The sequence below is a fragment of the Agrobacterium vaccinii genome (assembly GCF_021310995.1).
Classification (GTDB): Bacteria; Pseudomonadota; Alphaproteobacteria; order Rhizobiales; family Rhizobiaceae; genus Agrobacterium; species Agrobacterium vaccinii.
Window position 1 is genome coordinate 2,295,043 of record NZ_CP054150.1, and the last position, 17,106, is coordinate 2,312,148.

The 17,106-nt window shown below is 57.1% G+C and carries 20 protein-coding genes; 1 reads left to right on the forward strand and 19 read right to left on the reverse strand.

Translation table 11 applies throughout. The features are described from left to right. Nucleotides 1-161: 161 nt before the first annotated feature. Nucleotides 162-851: a Crp/Fnr family transcriptional regulator gene (locus tag HRR99_RS11350; protein WP_233123486.1), complete on the forward strand. Its 690-nt coding sequence runs from the start codon at nucleotides 162-164 to the stop codon at nucleotides 849-851. 37 nt (nucleotides 852-888) lie between these two features. Here HRR99_RS11350 and ureG read toward each other — a convergent pair whose 3' ends face one another. The 19 genes from ureG to HRR99_RS11445 form a co-directional block, all read right to left on the reverse strand. After that, nucleotides 889-1,500, reverse strand: coding sequence for an urease accessory protein UreG (ureG, locus tag HRR99_RS11355; RefSeq protein WP_233121764.1), 612 nt, complete (start codon nucleotides 1,498-1,500; stop codon nucleotides 889-891). Between the two features lie 47 nt (nucleotides 1,501-1,547). Then, nucleotides 1,548-2,216, reverse strand: a complete 669-nt coding sequence (locus tag HRR99_RS11360) for an urease accessory protein UreF (protein WP_233121765.1) — start codon at nucleotides 2,214-2,216, stop codon at nucleotides 1,548-1,550. A 3-nt stretch (nucleotides 2,217-2,219) separates the two neighbouring features. Beyond that, nucleotides 2,220-2,699: an urease accessory protein UreE gene (gene ureE / locus HRR99_RS11365; protein WP_112498503.1), complete on the reverse strand. Its 480-nt coding sequence runs from the start codon at nucleotides 2,697-2,699 to the stop codon at nucleotides 2,220-2,222. Nucleotides 2,700-2,807: 108 nt separating this feature from the next. After that, nucleotides 2,808-3,551: a GGDEF domain-containing protein gene (locus tag HRR99_RS11370; RefSeq protein ID WP_233121767.1), complete on the reverse strand. Its 744-nt coding sequence runs from the start codon at nucleotides 3,549-3,551 to the stop codon at nucleotides 2,808-2,810. Nucleotides 3,552-3,989: 438 nt separating this feature from the next. After that, the gene (locus HRR99_RS11375) at nucleotides 3,990-4,526 is read right to left on the reverse strand and encodes a peroxiredoxin (protein ID WP_233121768.1); all 537 of its coding nucleotides are present in this window, start codon (nucleotides 4,524-4,526) and stop codon (nucleotides 3,990-3,992) included. 162 nt (nucleotides 4,527-4,688) lie between these two features. Further along, entirely contained in the window at nucleotides 4,689-6,398 is a 1,710-nt protein-coding gene (gene ureC / locus HRR99_RS11380; protein WP_233121770.1) for an urease subunit alpha, read from the reverse strand. Nucleotides 6,399-6,446: 48 nt separating this feature from the next. Beyond that, nucleotides 6,447-6,857 carry a lysozyme inhibitor LprI family protein gene (locus HRR99_RS11385; protein ID WP_233123487.1) on the reverse strand — a complete coding sequence of 137 codons (411 nt, stop codon included), beginning with the start codon at nucleotides 6,855-6,857 and terminating at the stop codon, nucleotides 6,447-6,449. 26 nt (nucleotides 6,858-6,883) lie between these two features. After that, the gene (locus HRR99_RS11390) at nucleotides 6,884-7,189 is read right to left on the reverse strand and encodes an urease subunit beta (protein WP_233121772.1); all 306 of its coding nucleotides are present in this window, start codon (nucleotides 7,187-7,189) and stop codon (nucleotides 6,884-6,886) included. 18 nt (nucleotides 7,190-7,207) lie between these two features. Then, on the reverse strand, nucleotides 7,208-7,465 hold the full coding sequence (locus HRR99_RS11395) for a DUF1272 domain-containing protein (protein ID WP_233121773.1): 258 nt from the start codon (nucleotides 7,463-7,465) through the stop codon (nucleotides 7,208-7,210). 11 nt (nucleotides 7,466-7,476) lie between these two features. After that, entirely contained in the window at nucleotides 7,477-7,779 is a 303-nt protein-coding gene (locus tag HRR99_RS11400; protein ID WP_045228552.1) for an urease subunit gamma, read from the reverse strand. A gap of 77 nt (nucleotides 7,780-7,856) precedes the next feature. Next, nucleotides 7,857-8,684, reverse strand: a complete 828-nt coding sequence (locus HRR99_RS11405; RefSeq protein WP_233121774.1) for an urease accessory protein UreD — start codon at nucleotides 8,682-8,684, stop codon at nucleotides 7,857-7,859. After that, entirely contained in the window at nucleotides 8,615-9,835 is a 1,221-nt protein-coding gene (locus HRR99_RS11410) for a CE1 family esterase (RefSeq protein WP_422387263.1), read from the reverse strand. The genes HRR99_RS11405 and HRR99_RS11410 overlap by 70 nt, the downstream gene beginning before the upstream one ends. A 253-nt stretch (nucleotides 9,836-10,088) precedes the next feature. Continuing rightward, nucleotides 10,089-10,784 carry an urea ABC transporter ATP-binding subunit UrtE gene (urtE, locus tag HRR99_RS11415; protein ID WP_233121775.1) on the reverse strand — a complete coding sequence of 232 codons (696 nt, stop codon included), beginning with the start codon at nucleotides 10,782-10,784 and terminating at the stop codon, nucleotides 10,089-10,091. Between the two features lie 13 nt (nucleotides 10,785-10,797). Then, complete coding sequence (locus HRR99_RS11420) at nucleotides 10,798-11,316, reverse strand: hypothetical protein (protein WP_233121776.1); 519 nt, start codon at nucleotides 11,314-11,316, stop codon at nucleotides 10,798-10,800. 76 nt (nucleotides 11,317-11,392) lie between these two features. Then, a complete protein-coding gene (gene urtD, locus HRR99_RS11425) occupies nucleotides 11,393-12,154 on the reverse strand; it encodes an urea ABC transporter ATP-binding protein UrtD (RefSeq protein WP_173998079.1) in 762 nt (253 codons plus the stop codon). A 5-nt stretch (nucleotides 12,155-12,159) separates the two neighbouring features. Beyond that, nucleotides 12,160-13,338 carry an urea ABC transporter permease subunit UrtC gene (gene urtC / locus HRR99_RS11430; RefSeq protein WP_233121777.1) on the reverse strand — a complete coding sequence of 393 codons (1,179 nt, stop codon included), beginning with the start codon at nucleotides 13,336-13,338 and terminating at the stop codon, nucleotides 12,160-12,162. After that, nucleotides 13,335-14,942, reverse strand: coding sequence for an urea ABC transporter permease subunit UrtB (urtB, locus tag HRR99_RS11435; RefSeq protein WP_233121778.1), 1,608 nt, complete (start codon nucleotides 14,940-14,942; stop codon nucleotides 13,335-13,337). The genes urtC and urtB overlap by 4 nt, the downstream gene beginning before the upstream one ends. A gap of 268 nt (nucleotides 14,943-15,210) precedes the next feature. Continuing rightward, complete coding sequence (gene urtA / locus HRR99_RS11440) at nucleotides 15,211-16,500, reverse strand: urea ABC transporter substrate-binding protein (RefSeq protein WP_111837690.1); 1,290 nt, start codon at nucleotides 16,498-16,500, stop codon at nucleotides 15,211-15,213. A 190-nt stretch (nucleotides 16,501-16,690) separates the two neighbouring features. After that, entirely contained in the window at nucleotides 16,691-16,891 is a 201-nt protein-coding gene (locus tag HRR99_RS11445) for a DUF2735 domain-containing protein (RefSeq protein WP_112498516.1), read from the reverse strand. Nucleotides 16,892-17,106 lie beyond the last annotated feature (215 nt).

A 17,106-nucleotide genomic window follows, 5' to 3' on the forward strand; every position in this document is an offset into this window, starting at 1 on the left:
GGGCACCGCCCGGCGTTTTGCGTGTCGGCCAACGCCTTTCGAAAATTGTCATTGTTTGATCGAAATCAAGTCCGTCTGAACCGCTGCTGTTATCTTACGCGCATGGGAACATCGTCCTCAGACCAAGCATCCGTCCGGTCTGAAGGCTTTCGGGGAGTACGCTGGACGTGAACGGCATGGTAAAACTGAACAGCAAAGAGAAAACCATCCTTTTGAATGCGCCCTTCATCGGCGCTGGAGACGACATCTCGGCGGCGAAGCTGATGGAGGCATCGACCATCGTCACCGTGCCCGCACGCAGCGTCCTGTTTCGCGCGGGCGATCACGCGGAACATCTCTACTGCGTTCTCAACGGTTATGTCCGCCTCTACCGTCTGAGCAAGGATGGACGCGAGGCCGATGTGAGGATTTGCGGGCCCGGCGACAGCTTCAACGAATGCCTGATTTTCGGTACGGATCGATATCACTACCACGCACAGGCAGCAGAAAGCTGCACCGTCTCCCGCTTCGATCTGGACCGTCTCAGAACCATGGTCGAGGACGATCCAAAAATTGCCAGAACCCTGATGCAGTGGCTCTCGCGCAGTCTGACGACGACGATGGACTGTGTGGCTAATGATCGGCTTCAGACCGCACCCCAGCGTGTCGCCAACTATCTTGTCACGCAGGGACCACGAGACGCCACGTCCTTTTCACTGCGGCTGCCGTTCCAGAAAAGCGTTCTGGCGGGCAAACTCGGCCTTGCACCTGAAGCGCTGTCACGCGCCTTTTCCAGCCTTCGCGATGTCGGTGTCATCGTGCGAGGCCGGATCATTCAGGTCAGCGATATCGCAGCCCTCAAGCAGTTGTAAAACGATCGAAAACGGAGCGCGACCGCTCCGTTTGATATTACAAACCGCCGTGCTGCTTCAGAAAGCCAACGATGCTATCCACGCCATCACCGCGCTTCATATCGGTGAAGATGAAGGGCATGTCCTTGCGCATCCGCGTCGCGTCACCATCCATGACGTCGAGATCAGCGCCGACATAGGGTGCTAGATCCTTCTTGTTGATCACCAGCATATCTGAGCGCGTGATGCCAGGACCACCCTTGCGCGGTATCTCCTCACCCTGACAGACCGAAATCACATAAATGGTGATATCCGCCAAATCCGGGGAGAAGGTCGCCGCCAGATTATCGCCGCCGGATTCGATGAAGACGATGTCGAGATCGGGGAAGCGTTCGTTGAGACTAGCGATGGCTTGAAGGTTGATCGTGGCATCCTCACGAATGGCTGTGTGCGGGCATCCGCCGGTTTCTACACCCACGATGCGCTCAGACGGCAGGGCCTGCATTCGCACCAGCGCTTCGGCATCTTCCTTGGTATAGATGTCGTTGGTCACGACTGCGACGGAATAATCCGCGCTCATTGCCTTGCAAAGCTTTTCCGTCAGCGCGGTCTTGCCAGAGCCGACAGGCCCACCGATACCGACCCGCAAAGGGCCATTTCGCGATTTCATTCCATTTTCCTTCCAAGCATTTCGTTCATTCTATTTCACCGCCGGGCCTATGATCGGAATAGTCGCGTTTCCATCGTCTCATGCCGCATGGCCGCCATATCAGCCAGAATGGTCGCCGAGCCCAGATCATCGAGCGTTGACGCCGCAGCGCGCTCGGCAACAGCGGCAATGTTTGCCTCCAGATGCGCCAGAATAGCAACGCCATCCTTCTGTCCAGCCACGCCTAGACGAATGCCAGCAGAGACGACTTGCGAAACCGATGAATGCAGATAGGCCGCCAAGGCGTCCCTCAATGCAATTCCATGGGCCGCAGCAATGGCCCCCACCGCGATCGGATAGGGCGTGCTCCTCGGCAGGCGCTCGAAAACCGCGTTTGGCCACGCAATGGCAGCATCCTTGAAGGCATCTCCCAGCAACACCGTTTCGCGGTAACGTTCCGCCGACCCCGCCAGCGCCTGCGCCAGTTCCACGAGTTCAGCCAAAGCATCGGCCTCCCCGTAACTAGTCCATCCCTGAGAGAATAGAACGGCATCATTCCAAAACGTTCCACGATCCAAAATGACGGAAATCCACTGCCGCAGATCGGCGGCGTTGACGACGCGCCGGTCGTTCACGGCACTTTCCAGACCACCGGAATAGGAAAACGCCCCCAGCGGAAACGCTGGCGACATCCAAGTCAGCAGTCGCAGCAGTGCGTCCACGTTCCCCGCTGTCATCTCTTAATCGTGGCTGTGGTGATGATGGTCATGCGCGTGGGCATGGCCACCATGGGCGTGATAAGCGCCCCGCGCAGGCTGGAACGGCTCATCGATGTCCCGCACCGTCGCACCCAGTCCTTCCAGCATGGCCCTGATAACGTGGTCCCGCAGGATGAGGATGCGGCCTTCCTCAATCTGCGCCGACAAATGCCGGTTGCCCAGATGCCAGGCCAGCTCGATGAGGTGCAGCGTGTTTTTGGCTTTCACCTCGAACAACTTCTCATCTGCCGCCCGGACTTCCACGAGATCACCATTCTCGACCACCAGCAAGTCGCCATGGGCAAACAGCACCGCTTCCTTCAGATCCAGCATCACCATCTCGTCATTCTGAAGATGCAGCAATTTGCGCCGCAGGTGTCTCTGGTCGTGGGCGAGAGTGACATAACCGGTCGGTTCGTCCGCAGGCGTGCCAGCGGGTAGATAGGATTGAACGCGCAGCATGATCTTTCCAGATTGAATTTCAGTGCTTTGGAAGTTGAAGGATCACGCGGGGGAATGCAAGTCGATGCCGGCAAAATGCGCGCTCATACAGGCGCTTGAATGATGATGTCAGGATGCGACGAGCAGATTGGATTTCAGGTTTTCGATGACGTGGGAAACGGGAAGCTCTTCTTCGTGACACACGCAGTTGCGGCCCGATGCCTTGGCGAGATAGAGCGCCTTGTCGGCAATCGCGAAGGTGTCGTGTTTGGACCGCGATGGCTCGATATCGGCAACACCGACGGAGACCGTCGTCTGCAACTGGGTGCCGTTATAGTTGATGGTCAGGCACGAAACGCGGATGCGGGCCAGTTCGATCAGCGTCAGCCTGTCCTTGCGCAGCCCGCCGCGCACGATGACGGCGAACTCCTCTCCGCCCAGCCGCGCCACGCAGTGGAAATCCCCGAACACATCTTCGATGGCTGCCGCCGCTCGTCTGATGACAACATCTCCGGCGGCATGGCCGTAGCTGTCGTTGATCCGCTTGAACCGGTCGAGATCGAAGATCGCCAGCGAAGCGTCGTCAACGACTTCATCGAAGGACTGGTTGAACGCGCGGCGGTTCGCCAGTCCCGACAGGGTGTCGGTTCTGCTCAACCGCTCGAATTCCGCGTGGGATTCGTGCAGCTTACGGATCGCTGTCCCGATGACGGAGCACAGCATGCCGGTAACGATGCCGCCGACGATCCACGCCATGACGACGCTGTAACCCAGCGCTTCGAAAAGCGGCAGTGGCAACAGGTGGAAGAAGCTCGCAACGGCGATGACCGCGCAACTGACCAGCACAGACAGAATGATGGAAATGAACACCATTTTGGTCGCAAAAGTGCGAAGATTTTGCCCTTCGCGGGGATCGCTTAAACTCATTTCTAATGAAATAAATTTCCTCAAACGTTCAGTCATCACACCTCACCCTTGCATGACATGATCGATAAAGATCAGAGATTGGCTGGAAGTAAATCAATTGTCTAAATTTTTAGCTACCGGAGGTATATTTGTGGAATACTGCGCAATGAACAGAATTATGTAATTATTTTTATTGCGCCGCAGCAGAAACAGCGCAAACGCTGGCAAACCGCTTCGCGCAGCGTCTTAGCCTATAGTCTAATGGCACGACCCAAATGGCAAAGCGGAAACAGTCATTTTGATTTTTCTGTCCGTTTTTTGAACGGTTGGCGCTTGGAAATATTAATGCCTGCAAAAAACGAAACCCGGCGCGAGGCCGGGCTGCGTATCGCCATCGTTAAAACCTCAAGCGGCCATACGCGCCTTGAGGTTTTCGAGAATGTTCTGCGGTGAGGAAACGCCATAGGGGTCGGTTTCGCAATTGTCGGAATAGCCCTCTTCCTCGAACCATTGCTCGACCACGCCGTCATTGACGATGGCGGCATAGCGCCAGGAACGCATTCCGAAGCCGAGATTGTCCTTGGCGACCAGCATGCCCATCTTGCGCGTGAATTCGCCGGAACCATCGGGGATGACCTTGACGTTTTCAAGGTTTTGACCCTTGGCCCAAGCGTTCATAACGAAGGCATCATTGACCGAAAGGCAATAGATTTCATCGATGCCGAGGGCGCGAAACTCCGGTGTCAAACGCTCGAAGTCGGGCAGCTGAAGGGTGGAGCATGTCGGTGTAAAAGCGCCAGGCAGCGAGAAAAGAACGACCTTCTTGCCCTTAAAGTAATCGTCAGAGGTCAGATCCTGCCAACGATAGGGGTTTGGGCCACCAACGGCCTCATCGCGAACACGCGTGCGGAAGGTAACGGCAGGCACTTTTTTACCGAGCATGATTTTCTCCTGATGAGCGTTGCGGCGCAAAATTCTTGAGAACCGATCGCGCCTGAAAACAGGTTTTCGGGATAAACCAAATCAGGTTGCAGCGCAGCAAAAACCTGCGTCTGCAAGGCAGTCATGCACAGGAGGAAATGCTTCCGCCGATCGTACGCTGTCTCAAAACAGGAAATAACGTTGCGCCATGGGCAGTACAGTAGCGGGTTCGCAGGTCAGGAGATCGCCATCCGCCCGCACCTCGTAGGTCTCAGGGTCGACCTCGATATGCGGCGTCAGCGAGTTGTGGATCATCGATGCCTTGGAGATGCCGCCGCGCACATTTCGCACGGCCACCAGCTTCTTGGCCACACCCAGTCGTTGCGACAAACCGGCATCCAGCGAAGCCTGCGATACGAAGGTGACGGAAGAGTTGGTACGCAGTTTGCCGTAAGCAGCAAACATAGGTCGGTAGTGCATTGGCTGGGGAGTCGGGATGGAGGCGTTGGGATCACCCATCGGCGCCGCGGCAATCGAACCGCCCATCAACACCATTTCAGGCTTCACGCCGAAGAACGCCGGGTTCCACAGCACCAGATCGGCCCGCTTTCCAACCTCGATGGAACCGATTTCGTGGCTGATACCATGGGCGATGGCCGGGTTGATGGTGTATTTGGCGATGTAACGACGAACGCGGAAATTATCGTTCTCGCCCTTCTCTTCCTTCAAACGACCGCGCTGGCGCTTCATCTTATCCGCCGTCTGCCACGTGCGAATGGCGACTTCGCCCACGCGGCCCATGGCCTGGCTGTCGGAGGAAATGATCGAGAAGGCGCCGATATCGTGCAAAATATCTTCTGCCGCGATGGTTTCCTTACGGATGCGGCTTTCGGCGAAGGCGATGTCTTCCGGTATCGACGGCGACAGGTGATGGCAGACCATCAGCATGTCCAAGTGTTCTGCCAGCGTGTTGATCGTGTAGGGTCGCGTCGGGTTGGTCGACGACGGGATGACGTTGGGATTGCCGCAAATCTTGATGATGTCAGGCGCATGGCCACCGCCCGCCCCTTCCGTGTGGAAGGCGTGGATGGTGCGCCCGTTGATGGCGGCAATCGTGTCTTCCACGAAGCCGCTTTCGTTCAGCGTATCGGTGTGGATCATGACCTGCACGTCGAATTCGTCGGCAACGCTCAGGCAATTGTCGATGGCAGCTGGCGTTGTGCCCCAGTCCTCATGCAGTTTCAGCGACGACGCACCAGCGAGGATCATTTCCTCCAGCGGCAAGGGCAGCGAGGCGTTGCCCTTGCCCGCAAGCGCAAGGTTCATCGGAAAACCGTCGAAGCTTTCGATCATGCGTTCGATGTGCCAAGCACCGGTGCAGGTGGTGGCAAGCGTGCCGTGCGCCGGGCCGGAACCGCCGCCCAGCATGCAGGTGATGCCGCTCATCAAGGCTTCTTCGATCTGCTGTGGGCAGATGAAGTGAATATGCGCGTCCATGCCGCCTGCCGTGAGGATTTTGCCCTCACCGGCAATGGCCTCCGTGGAGGGGCCGACGATGATCGTCACGCCCGGCTGCGTATCGGGATTACCCGCCTTGCCGATGGCGTGGATGCGCCCATCCTTCAAGCCGACATCAGCCTTGTAGATGCCACTGTGATCGACAATGACGACATTGGTGATGACGGTATCGACCGCACCCTCAGCCCGCGTGGCCTGGCTTTGTCCCATGCCATCACGAATGACCTTGCCGCCACCGAATTTCACCTCTTCGCCATAGGTCGTGAAGTCCTTCTCGATCTCGATGAAGAGTTCGGTATCGGCAAGACGCACCTTATCGCCCACCGTGGGGCCGAACATGCTGGCATAGGCTGCGCGGGAAATCTTGTAAGGCATGGAAATCAGGCTCCTGGGAAGGCGGAGAAAACAAAAGCGGCGATCAAATCAAAACCCATCGGCAAGAGTGCGAAGCTCTTCGGCGCGTTTCGTGCTCATATCGGCAAGGCAGGACGAAACAAGCATTGGCTCCATGGTGCCACCACGCGCCTGAAAGCCTGCCGTTTCGCAATTGGCGTCTCGGAACTCGACCCACGCGCGCTGCGCGGCAACCAGCGCATCGACCGCGCCCTTGCTATCATCGTCAGCGGCCTTGTCCCACGCGCTCATCTTCTTGCGAACCTGCTGATAGGCCGCATTCAAATCCTTGTCAGCCGTTTCATATTCAATCGCCGCACAGGCATTCATATCCGCCTGCGTCGTCGGCGAGTCACAATCTGGCTCTTCCTGCGCAAACGCCCGGTCGACCATGACGCTAGAGGGCAACGCTGCCAAGGCGAGCAAAAAGCTGAGTGACATATGGCGCAACGACGTGGCGATCATCATCACAGCTTTCCCATGACGAGTTTGCGAAAACCATAGACTTCGCGTTTGCCTGAAAGCGGCACCAACGTCACCTCACGCTTCTGACCCGGCTCAAAACGAACCGCTGTACCGGCAGGGATATCCAGACGCATGCCATGCGCGGTCTCTCGCACGAAATCGAGAGCCGCATTGGTTTCCGCAAAATGATAGTGGCTGCCAACCTGAACCGGCCGGTCGCCCGTATTGGAAACCTCGATCGTGATGGTGGGCTTACCGGCGTTCAGTTCGATCTCGCCATCTGCGGCAATGACTTCACCTGGAATCATGATCTTTTCCTTTAATCGTCACGCCGCTTTGATCGGAGCGCAGCCTTCGGCTTTCAATACACGGATCGTCGAGGCTGGATTGTTCACCAGCTTGCCCGCCGGGCGCACGGGACGCCGCACCAACTCTCCACCGCAATTGGGGCAGATGCCCGCCAACGTGTTGGTGGCGCAATCCTTGCAATAGGTGCATTCGAACGAACACATCATCGCATCGAGACTATCGGGGGCTAAATCCCTGTCACAGCATTCGCAGTTGGGGCGAAGTTCCAGCGCCATATGCTGATCCTTTAGCGTATTGGTTCGTGCACGGTCACCAGCTTGGTGCCATCGGGGAAGGTTGCTTCCACCTGCACGTCGTGGATCATTTCGGCGATGCCTTCCATGACCTGATCGCGGGTGATGACATGCGCACCGGCTTCCATCAACTCAGAGACTGCGCGGCCATCGCGCGCGCCTTCCACGACGAAATCGGTAATCAGGGCAATGGCTTCGGGGTAATTGAGCTTGACGCCACGCTCCAGACGCCGACGTGCCACCATGGCAGCCATGGAAATCAGAAGCTTGTCTTTTTCTCTGGGGGTGAGGTTCATGGTCGTCCCGTTTCTAGAGCGCCATGCGTTTTTTTAGAACGCATAAAGGACGCTCGAACTCTTAACTAATTCGCGCATCAGAGATTCCAGACTTTCGGCACTGGCGCACCATTTCGCAAGAGCGAAATGATCGGAAACAGCATTTTTCTCAGGGTGAAACCATCCTGCGCCGAAAGACGCACGACGAGCTTTCCCGTCCAGGCGCTGGCGCCGCCGGAAATTCCAGCAATAGCCCGGATTTTAGGCAATAGCGCTTCACTGAGAGGGCCGATGTAAATCAGGGTGGCGAAAGCAACCTGCCCGGAAAGAACAGGGGACGTGCGGGTCAGTTCTGCGATATTCCCGTCCAGCCGCAATTCTTCCGCATGAACCAGCTTGCCGCCGTGGCGAATGCGCCAGCGGTCTCGAAACAGCCCCTCCTCCATCATCTCGCCCATGGCCTGACGACCGAGCAAAACAGCTTCGACAGCAATGAATTCGGCGGAGGCATCGATATCCGCTTCCAGCCTGCGCGTCAGGGAAGCGCGGTCAAAAAGGATGGTTTCCTGTGGCAGCCAGTGAAGTCTGGCGTTGGGCCCAACAGTGACGCGGGCGGTGACTTTCGTCGTGCCGGAGGCGGCTTTGTAGACTTTTTCGCAGGCCTGCGTGGACACCACGAGCGATGTCCCCGCACCGGCAACCGCTTGCCATTCCATCTCGTCGCCTCCGGTCAAACCGCCGGAGGAGTTGATGAGAACGGCTTCCATTTCGTTGGAAAAGGTTTCGGGCAACCGGATTTTGGCGCAGCCTTCCTGAAACAATTCGTCCAGACGGCTGCGCCCATTCAGGGCTTTCGTTACAATGCGTCCTCGGCCACGGGCGCGCTGCGGACGGGGTTCAGGGATGCTTTGCTGGTCTGGCTGCACGTCGTCTCCGAAGCTTTGGCGGATGCGGAAGCGGGAACCGCTTTCACAGAGCAATCCGTCTTCGCCGTCGCGTCGACAACCATCTGCCCTTCCGTATTCTGGAAGAAGTCCCACATTCTCTCAGCCGCATCAACCTGCCGAATGATTTCAGTCGGCATTTTACGGTCCACGGCCTGCTGAACCTTGCCGGCGGCTTCACTGACGGGCTTGCGAATAACAGCTGCAGCGGATGCGACCATGTCCGCCTTCATCGTTGCGCGCGGCCAGGCATGGTCCCATGCATCGATGACGTAGGAGTGGATGCGCGCACCGCTTTTGCAGACGTCATAGGAGTTCAAAGTAAAGCTATCGGTGGATTTGCTTTTGACCGCGCCCTTGCAGCCATCGATTTCCGCCCAGCGCTTCAACGCAGTCTCACCACTGTACTGCCAATAGGGTTTGCCACCACCCTGATAAGGGTTGGCAGGGTCCTTCAGCCCAGCGAAGGCAACGATGGAGAGCGGCTTTGCGGGCGTGCAGCTTTTGGCGTCCGGTGCCCACTTGCCCTGATTTTCCATCGGCAGGCCCGCGCGCAAAGATGCCACGAAACCGGCAGCTGCGAAATCATTGCTGCCCCCGCACAGATATTGCGACAACATGCGCCCGCCACCGGAATAACCGGAGCCGTAGAAACGGGCTTCATCCACGCAGAGCTTGGATTTTACCATGGTGATCGCGTCGCGGATAAAACCGGGCTCATCCAGCCCACCGTCGCGCTTGGTCACGCCGGGAACGTTCCAGGCGTTTGTGCCCGGCAACTCGCCGCTGAGGCTGCCCTGAAGCGCCACGACGATAACGCCCTCGCGCTCGCCGACTTTATCCCAGCCGCTGCGGTCCAGCTGTCCGTTCGGATTGCTGTTGCTGCCATGGAAATCGAACACGACAGGCATTTTCTTGCTTCCGTCATAAGACGACGGAACAAAATAAACGCCGGAGCGTTTAGAGCCCTCAGACATGAGAGAAAACGCGTGTCTGCCCGGTTGCATTGTCTGCCCGCAGCTCGAAGCCAAAGCTGCGGCGTTCGTGACTGTGAGAATGGCAAAGCCCGCGACCAAAACGCGAGCAGGACGGACAAACCGGAGCAACCGGCTAGCAGCAGTCGTAAATTTCATCGGCACGCCTTTATTGGCACTGTTCCCGGCCTACTATGCCGGAAAATATGTGGAATGTAAGGGATCGACGGAAGCGGCATGCAGATGGCTCAGCCATTGTGTCTTGCATGCAGCAGTTTCGTTGCCAATAACACACGTATTACTCAATGAAACGCTAAAATTGCGCATGAATGCTATGCAAAGCTGCAATAGCGGTCACGATTTACATCATTGTTATCCGTTCGTGAGCCGAAAATGATAGTATAAGGTATTATTATACCGTTAGATGTCTCCGCGCCTCAGCCGTATCCAAGGTTTCAGCCACACCTTCGTGAACAATCTCGCCGCGGTCCATGATGTAGACGTAATCCGCAAGCTCCCGGCAGAAGTCCAGATACTGTTCCACCAGCAGGATCGCCATGCCGGTGGAATCCCGCAGATATTTGATCGCCCGCCCGATGTCCTTGATGATGGATGGCTGAATACCCTCGGTCGGCTCGTCCAGTACGAGGATTTTGGGACGTGTTACCAGCGCACGCCCAATGGCAAGCTGTTGTTGCTGTCCGCCGGACAGGTCACCCCCGCGCCGCGACAGCATGGATTGAAGCACCGGAAACAGGCTGAAAATATCGTCAGGAATGAACCGTTCCTTGCGCGGCAGCGGCGCATAACCCGATTGCAGGTTTTCCTGCACCGTCAACAACGGAAAAATCTCCCGGCCCTGCGGCACATAACCCACCCCGCGCTTGGCGCGTTGGTGAGGAGCAAGCCCGTTGAGGCTCTCGCCCCCGAAACTTATCGTGCCGCCGCTGAGCGGATGCTGGCCGGTCACGGCCCGCAGCAAAGAACTCTTGCCCACGCCGTTGCGCCCCAGAACGCAGGTGATCTTGCCCATTTCCGCATTGAGCGAAATACCTCGCAGGGCTTGCGCCGCACCGTAATGGAGATTGATGTTGTCGACGCTTAGCATTCATCCACCTGTTTTAGTTCAGCAAGGTTCGCCGTAAAGCCTGCAAGGCAAGCTCCTGTTCGCTGGTCTTTTCGCCACCCACTTGGGCGACCTCATCGGCAATATCGATCAGTTGAAGCCGTTCATCGACATCCAGCGCGTTCGCCCAGATATGGCGGAAACGGCGAATGGGATCTTCGGGATTGACGACATTCTTCGAAGCCCATTCTCCAAAGACGATCACTTCTTCCATGTCCTTTGACGCGATGATGTTTTTCATCCTGTCTCGAACAACCAGTTTTGCCGCTTCCACATGCATCGGCTTTTCATTGGCGAGGCACATGAAGAAGGCAACGGCAGCGATGGCTGGATCACGGATGGAGGCAATCGGTGCGATCTCGGCCTTCTTGCGAAAGGACCGGCGCTTATAGGCGCCGCGCATTTTCTCAACCGTATCGATGATTTCACTGCCCGCTTCTCGCATCATCTTCAGCCGCCAATACCAAACCGCCGCACCGCCAATTGCCATTACCAAAAGTCCGATCAACGCCATGAAATCAACTCCAGATTTTAAATTTCAGGATTTAAATCCGGTTCTTATGACAGGCGCAAGTAGGACCCTTCTCTTTCTACCGCCCCAGATAGTTCTCGATTACCTTCGGATCGCTCGACACAAAATCAATTGATCCTTCAGCCAGCACCGATCCTTCGGCCAGACACGTCACCTTCACACCAAGCTCGCGTATGAAGCCCATGTCGTGTTCCACCACCACCACGGAGCGGGTCTTGGCGATTTCCTTCAGCAGCACCGCCGTCTCAGCCGTCTCGGCATCGGTCATGCCTGCCACCGGCTCATCCACCAGCAACAGCTTCGGTTCCTGTGCCAGCAGCATGCCGATTTCCAGCCATTGCTTTTGCCCGTGAGAAAGATTGGCGGCCAGATCGTTGCGGCGGGAACCGAGGCGGACGGTCGAAAGGATTTCCTCGATACGAGCCTTGTCCTCTTCCGTCAGACGATAAAACAGCGTGGCGAAGACACCCCGTTTGCGGTTCAGCGCCAGTTCCAGATTGTCCCAGACCGTGTGGCTTTCGAACACGGTCGGCTTCTGAAATTTGCGCCCGATGCCGAGCTGCGCGATATCCGCCTCGTCCTTCTTCGTGAGGTCGATGCTGTCTTCGAACAGCACGGTGCCGCTGTCGGGCCGCGTCTTGCCGGTAATGATGTCCATCATCGTCGTCTTGCCAGCACCATTTGGGCCGATGATGGCGCGCAACTCTCCCGGCTCGACGACAAACGACAGCGAGTTGAGGGCCCGGAAGCCATCGAACGACACGGATACGCCATCCAGATAGAGCAGGCTTTTCGTTCTGTTTTCGGCAATCGTGTTCATGGTCTCTACTCCGCTGCCTGCTGTGCCGGTTTAGGCCCGTCGTCTTTGCCGACATTCCTGCTCGCCTCCGCCGCCGAGGCGGCGCTCTTTTCACGGCGGCCCACCCAATAATGCTGGATGGTCCCAACGATGCCCTTGGGGAAAAACAGCGTGACGGCGATGAACAGCCCGCCCAGCGCAAACAGCCAGAATTCAGGGAATGCGCCGGTGAAGTAGCTCTTGCCACCGTTGACCAGGATTGCGCCCAGGATCGGTCCGATCAGCGTGCCGCGCCCGCCGACAGCCGTCCACACGACAACCTCGATGGAGTTGGCAGGCGCAAATTCGCCGGGGTTGATGATGCCCACCTGCGGCACGAAAAGCGCACCCGCAATACCCGCCATCATGGCAGACACGACGAAGGTGAAGAGCTTGATATTCTCCACCCGGAAACCGAGAAACCGCACACGGCTTTCGGAATCACGCACACCCACGAGCACTTTGCCGAACTTGGAATTGACGATGCCGGAGGCGATCAGCAGGCAAAGGGCCAGCATGATCGCCGTCATGGCAAACAGCACGGCACGGGTACCATCGGCCTGAACGGAAAAGCCGAGGATGTCCTTGAAGTCCGTCAGGCCGTTATTGCCGCCGAAGCCCATATCGTTGCGGAAGAAGGCGAGCAGCAGCGCATAGGTCATCGCTTGCGTGATAATAGAAAGATAGACGCCGTTGACGCGGGAGCGGAAAGCAAACCAGCCGAAGACAAAGGCGAGCACGCCCGGCACGACCAGCACCATCAGCATGGCAAACCAGAACATGTCGAAGCCATGCCAGAACCATGGCAGTTCCTTCCAGTTCAGGAACACCATGAAGTCGGGCAGAATGGGATGACCATAGGTGCCGCGCGTGCCGATCTGGCGCATCAGATACATGCCCATGGCATAACCGCCGAGTGCGAAGAACGCTGCGTGCCCCAGCGAGAGAATGCCGCAGTAACCCCAGACAAGATCGAGCGCCAGCGCCAGAATGGCATAGGACAGATACTTGCCCAGCATCGACATGATATAGGTCGGAATGCGGAACGCACTGTCTGCGGGAAGCAGCAGGTTGGACGCAGGCACAAGCAGCGCAATCGCCAGAATGATGCCGATGGCAATGGAGATGCGGCGGTCGAGTGCGCGCAGGAGGAAGCCGGTAATCATGCTTCTATGGCCCTTCCCTTGAGTGCGAAGAGCCCGCGAGGCCGCTTCTGGATGAACAGGATGATGAGAACGAGAACGAGGATTTTGCCGAGAACCGCACCGACGGTGGGTTCAAGAAATTTGTTGAGAACACCCAGCGTCAGCGCACCGACGAAGGTGCCCCAGAGATTACCGACCCCGCCGAACACCACGACCATGAAACTGTCGATGATGTAGGACTGGCCGAGATTTGGGGAGACGTTATCGATCTGGCTCAGCGCAACACCGGCCAGCCCGGCAACGCCAGAACCCAGTGCAAAGGTGAAGGCATCAACCCAAGGCGTCCTGATACCCATGGATGACGCCATGCGGCGGTTCTGTGTCACGGCCCGCATTTGCAGGCCGAAGGCGGAGCGCTTCAAGAGAAGCAGAAGGGCGAAGAACACCGACAGCGAGAAGCAGACGATCCAGACGCGGTTCCAGGTGAAGTTGAGATAGCCGACGCTGAAGGAACCGGACATCCAGCTGGGATTGCCGACCTCACGATTGGTCGGGCCGAAAATGGAACGCACGCCCTGCTGCAACATCAGCGAAATGCCCCATGTCGCCAGCAATGTTTCCAGCGGACGACCATAGAGAAAACGGATCACCCCGCGCTCCATGACCAAACCCACAGCACCGGTAACGAGGAAAGCCACCGGCAGCGCAATCGTCAGCGACCAATCGAACAAAGCGGGATAGTTGCTGCGGATCACCTCTTGCACCATGAAGGTGGAGTAAGCGCCGATCATCACCATTTCGCCATGCGCCATGTTGATGATGCCCATCACGCCGAAGGTAATGGCAAGGCCGATGGCCGCCAGCAACAGAACAGAGCCGAGCGACAGGCCGTACCAGATGTTCTGCGCGGCATCCCAAAGCGCCAGCGTGCTTTCGATTTTGATGATCGCAGACATCACATCTTCGCGCAGCATCGGGTCGAGCGACGGAGACGCAGATTGAAGAATGCCGATGACACCGCGACCGCCGATATTCGCGATCGTTTGGATCGCCGCGCGTTTTTCCTCAACGGAACGGTCGGACGCCAGCACCGAAACCGCACGTGCCTCTTCCATGCGGGTCCGCACCTGCGCATCCGTTTCCTTGGCAAGTGCTGCTTCCAGCAATTGCAGGTTTTCCGCGCTCGGCGCCTTCAGCACCGCATCTGCTGCGGAAAGGCGGACGGACTTTTCCGGGCTAAGCAACGTCAGACCGCCGAGGGCTGCGCGAATGACGCGGCGAAGATTGTTATTGACCTTGATCTTGGCAACCGCCGCCTTCGGCGCTTCACCAACACTGTCGCCGTTCAGCGGATCGATGAGCGTAAAATTGGCACCGGCGGGTTTGGTCATGAAAACGAGGTTGTCAGCTTTGCGAACGTAAAGCTCGCCCTCTGCAAAGGCATTCAGCGGCGGGACCACGCGTGGGTCTCCGGTCGCCGCGATCTGCCCGATCAGCGCTTCGGCCTGCTTGAAATCGGCAGTGCCGAGGGAGTCGATGAGGGGTTTTGGGTCGCTTTGCTGAGCGAAGGCAGAAAAAACGATGCTGAGCAGCAAGCTAATGGTGACGAACAAACGACGAAACATGATCCAAGTCCCCCTTGGAGCCTGCGCTGCACCTAGATACAGGCTGGCAAAACGTAACAGAAGAGGGATTTGGCCCTCGGATTCTGCCTCCCTCTCCACGTCATCCTCGGGCTTGGCCCGAGGATCTACCACAGCAGCGGCGTATTCTCGTTGACGAAGAGTGTGGAGCGGAGGCAGCAGATCCTCGGGACAAGCCCGAGGATTACGTTGCGTGAGAGGAGCGGTGCCAGCCAAATCACTTGACTAGCACTCCCGGCCCTCGCGCGTATCAGCTACCCTTGCCGCCGCACTTGCCCGTCGCAACGTTGAAGTTGCCGCAGGACATTGGCTTGCGCCAATCGGAGATCAGGTCTTTCGAGTCAGGCAGGTAGTCCGACCATTCGTCACCAACAACCTGTGGCGTTTCCTGAACGACCTGGAACTGGCCATCCGCCTGTATTTCACCGATCAGCACCGGCTTGGTGATGTGGTGGTTCGGCATGACGGTGGAGTAGCCGCCCGAGAGGTTCGGCACGGAGACACCGATGATGCTGTCGAGAACCTTGTCGGTTTCCGTCGTGCCAGCGGCTTCAACGGCCTTCACCCACGCGTTAAAACCGATATAGGCGGCTTCCATCGGGTCGTTGGTCACGCGCTTGTCGTTCTTTGTAAAAGCGTGCCATTCCTTGATGAACTCGGCATTGGCAGGGCTATCGACGGACTGGAAGTAGTTCCAGGCAGCAAGGTGGCCAACCAGCGGGCCCGTATCGAGACCGGCAAGCTCTTCTTCACCAACAGAGAAGGCCACGACTGGAATATCTTCGGCCTTCACGCCCTGGTTTGCCAGTTCCTTGTAGAAGGGAACGTTGGCGTCACCATTGATGGTGGAAACGACGGCCGTCTTCTTGCCAGCCGAGCCGAATTTCTTGATATCGGAGACGATGGTCTGCCAGTCCGAATGGCCAAATGGCGTGTAGTTGACCATGATGTCCTCAGGCTTCACGCCCTTGGATTCCAGATAGGCCTTGAGAATTTTGTTGGTTGTTTGTGGGTAGACATAGTCCGTACCCGCCAGAACCCAGCGCTCGACGCCTTCGGTGTTGGCCAGATAATCCACTGCGGGAATGGCCTGCTGGTTCGGCGCGGCACCGGTGTAGAAAATGTTGCGGGAGGATTCTTCGCCCTCATACTGCACGGGATAGAATAGGATGGAGTTCAGCTCTTCGAACACCGGCAGAACGGATTTGCGCGAGGACGACGTCCAGCAACCGAAAACGGCAGCGACCTTATCCTGGCTGATCAACTGACGGGCTTTTTCAGCAAAGAGTGGCCAGTCGGATGCGGGATCGACCACAACGGCTTCGAGCTTCTTGCCGAGAACGCCACCCTTCTTGTTCTGCTCGTCGATGAGCATCAACATCGCATCTTTAAGGGTGGTTTCGGAAATGGCCATGGTGCCGGACAAGGAGTGCAGCACGCCGATCTTGATCGTGTCGTCAGCGGCGAATGCACCGTGGAAGGCGGTGGTGGACATAATGGCGCCGAGCAAGGCGCCGGTCAGCATTGTCTTGAAAGTCATAGGAAGGACCCCTCTCCTGTTCAGCCTCTTTGGGCTCAGCGGTTATTTTACCGCTGCTGGGAGGGACTATCGGCTTCACGACCGTGAAACCGTATACGTTAATTGACGTAGATGGGGTGGCGAAACGGGAACATAGGCGCAAAGCAAAGCGTCACGCCGGAAGCGTTCCGCATTTTCGCGCAACGTCGGCTCAGTTGTGCGGCTTGTCCAGATCGGGCTTTTCCGAAATGGCGTCCTGATGGTACCAGCTGTCGAAATCCACATAGGTGGTTGGCGATGTCACAGACTTTACCTGCGCAACAGGTTCATGGCGAAAACCCTTGAACCCTGCCCGCCCACCGACAGGGAACTGGTAAATCGTTGCGCTTTGCATGTTGGGGTCGCTTCTCATGAGACCTTCTCCCTTTCGAACGCTTCAGCATTTTTGCTTCATCTACAATATAGCGCGAAAGGAGCCACAATTCACCCCATCTGATTAAATAAATATCATAAAGCCTAAATTTTAATCACATTAAAAATCATAAAGTTCAAAGAACAGTCTTTATGCAGATAGTTTGAAAAATCCGAAGTTTTTGCAGAAATATTGCTCTTCTTTTTAAAATCGGC

What these genes read in the sequence shown, in the direction of transcription:
- urtA (WP_111837690.1), bottom strand. Translation starts at nt 16,500, where the DNA reads ATGACTTTCAAGACAATGCTGACCGGCGCCTTGCTCGGCGCCATTATG.
- HRR99_RS11375 (WP_233121768.1), bottom strand. Translation starts at nt 4,526, where the DNA reads ATGCTCGGTAAAAAAGTGCCTGCCGTTACCTTCCGCACGCGTGTTCGC.
- HRR99_RS11445 (WP_112498516.1), bottom strand. Translation starts at nt 16,891, where the DNA reads ATGAGAAGCGACCCCAACATGCAAAGCGCAACGATTTACCAGTTCCCT.
- urtC (WP_233121777.1), bottom strand. Translation starts at nt 13,338, where the DNA reads ATGATTACCGGCTTCCTCCTGCGCGCACTCGACCGCCGCATCTCCATT.
- ureG (WP_233121764.1), bottom strand. Translation starts at nt 1,500, where the DNA reads ATGAAATCGCGAAATGGCCCTTTGCGGGTCGGTATCGGTGGGCCTGTC.
- HRR99_RS11360 (WP_233121765.1), bottom strand. Translation starts at nt 2,216, where the DNA reads ATGACAGCGGGGAACGTGGACGCACTGCTGCGACTGCTGACTTGGATG.
- ureE (WP_112498503.1), bottom strand. Translation starts at nt 2,699, where the DNA reads ATGCTGCGCGTTCAATCCTATCTACCCGCTGGCACGCCTGCGGACGAA.
- HRR99_RS11385 (WP_233123487.1), bottom strand. Translation starts at nt 6,857, where the DNA reads ATGTCACTCAGCTTTTTGCTCGCCTTGGCAGCGTTGCCCTCTAGCGTC.
- urtB (WP_233121778.1), bottom strand. Translation starts at nt 14,942, where the DNA reads ATGTTTCGTCGTTTGTTCGTCACCATTAGCTTGCTGCTCAGCATCGTT.
- urtD (WP_173998079.1), bottom strand. Translation starts at nt 12,154, where the DNA reads ATGAACACGATTGCCGAAAACAGAACGAAAAGCCTGCTCTATCTGGAT.
- HRR99_RS11420 (WP_233121776.1), bottom strand. Translation starts at nt 11,316, where the DNA reads ATGGCGTTGATCGGACTTTTGGTAATGGCAATTGGCGGTGCGGCGGTT.
- HRR99_RS11390 (WP_233121772.1), bottom strand. Translation starts at nt 7,189, where the DNA reads ATGATTCCAGGTGAAGTCATTGCCGCAGATGGCGAGATCGAACTGAAC.
- HRR99_RS11410 (WP_422387263.1), bottom strand. Translation starts at nt 9,835, where the DNA reads ATGAAATTTACGACTGCTGCTAGCCGGTTGCTCCGGTTTGTCCGTCCT.
- HRR99_RS11370 (WP_233121767.1), bottom strand. Translation starts at nt 3,551, where the DNA reads ATGGTGTTCATTTCCATCATTCTGTCTGTGCTGGTCAGTTGCGCGGTC.
- ureC (WP_233121770.1), bottom strand. Translation starts at nt 6,398, where the DNA reads ATGCCTTACAAGATTTCCCGCGCAGCCTATGCCAGCATGTTCGGCCCC.
- HRR99_RS11400 (WP_045228552.1), bottom strand. Translation starts at nt 7,779, where the DNA reads ATGAACCTCACCCCCAGAGAAAAAGACAAGCTTCTGATTTCCATGGCT.
- urtE (WP_233121775.1), bottom strand. Translation starts at nt 10,784, where the DNA reads ATGCTAAGCGTCGACAACATCAATCTCCATTACGGTGCGGCGCAAGCC.
- HRR99_RS11395 (WP_233121773.1), bottom strand. Translation starts at nt 7,465, where the DNA reads ATGGCGCTGGAACTTCGCCCCAACTGCGAATGCTGTGACAGGGATTTA.